Annotated in this window: 1 protein-coding gene; it reads left to right on the top strand. The window is 44.4% G+C overall.

The features are described from left to right. A partial coding sequence (locus A3735_RS21675) for an IS3 family transposase (RefSeq protein WP_156499813.1) occupies positions 1 to 844 on the top strand: 844 nt, incomplete at its 5' end. Between the last annotated feature and the right edge of the window lie 10 nt (positions 845 to 854).

The following is an 854-nucleotide window of genomic DNA, read 5'->3' as shown; positions in this document are numbered from 1 at the left end:
ACAACTTTCCTCAGCATATCCTGTTATCAAACTTTGCAAAGCAATGGGTGTTAGCCGCTCAGCTTATTATGCTTGGCTCAAACGGCCAACTAAATCTATTACGCCAAAGCAGTTACATTTGTATAGCAGAGCTAAAACTATCTTCGAGAAAAGCCGAAGTAGTTTGGGTTATAGAGAACTGCGGAAACGATTGTGCAGAGAGGGCTTTGATATTACTGAATACAGCGCTCAAAAATTAATGGCTAAGCTTGGATTGGTCGTTACGCAACGCATTGCATACAAGGCAACAACTAAGCGTAAACACAGTGATGCTGTTGCAGATAACTTGCTGAACCAGAACTTTAATCCGGTTGGGCCAAATCAAATCTTGGCTGGCGATGTGACTTATCTGAAAACAGGCGAAGGCTGGATGTATCTCGCGATCGTCATGGATTTATTTTCACGCCGAATCGTTGGCTGGCAGATTGATAAGCGTATGACTACTGACTTGGTTAGTCGAGCTATGATCAGGGCATATAATCTGCGCCAGCCTCCTAAAGGCTTGGTGTTTCATAGTGACAGAGGTTCGCAGTATACCAGCAAGCGTTATCGCACACTGCTGAGTAATTATGGCATCAGAGCTAGCATGGGGGATGTAGGTGCTTGCTGGGATAACTCTGTTGTGGAGCGGTTCTTTGGAAGCTTAAAGCATGACTGGGTTTTGAAAGTGCCCCAGCCAACGAGAGAGCATATGAGAAATGATGTGGCTGACTACATGCGTTATTACAACTTAGAGCGGCTCCATACTTCTAACGAAGATATGTCGCCAATCGAGTACGAAAACTCTTTAAGAAAAGTGTCCTGATTTAGTTGCG

This window comes from Oleiphilus sp. HI0061, from assembly GCF_001635675.1.
Note: the sequence above shows the minus strand (reverse complement) of the source record. Positions and strands in the feature narration are given on the sequence as shown.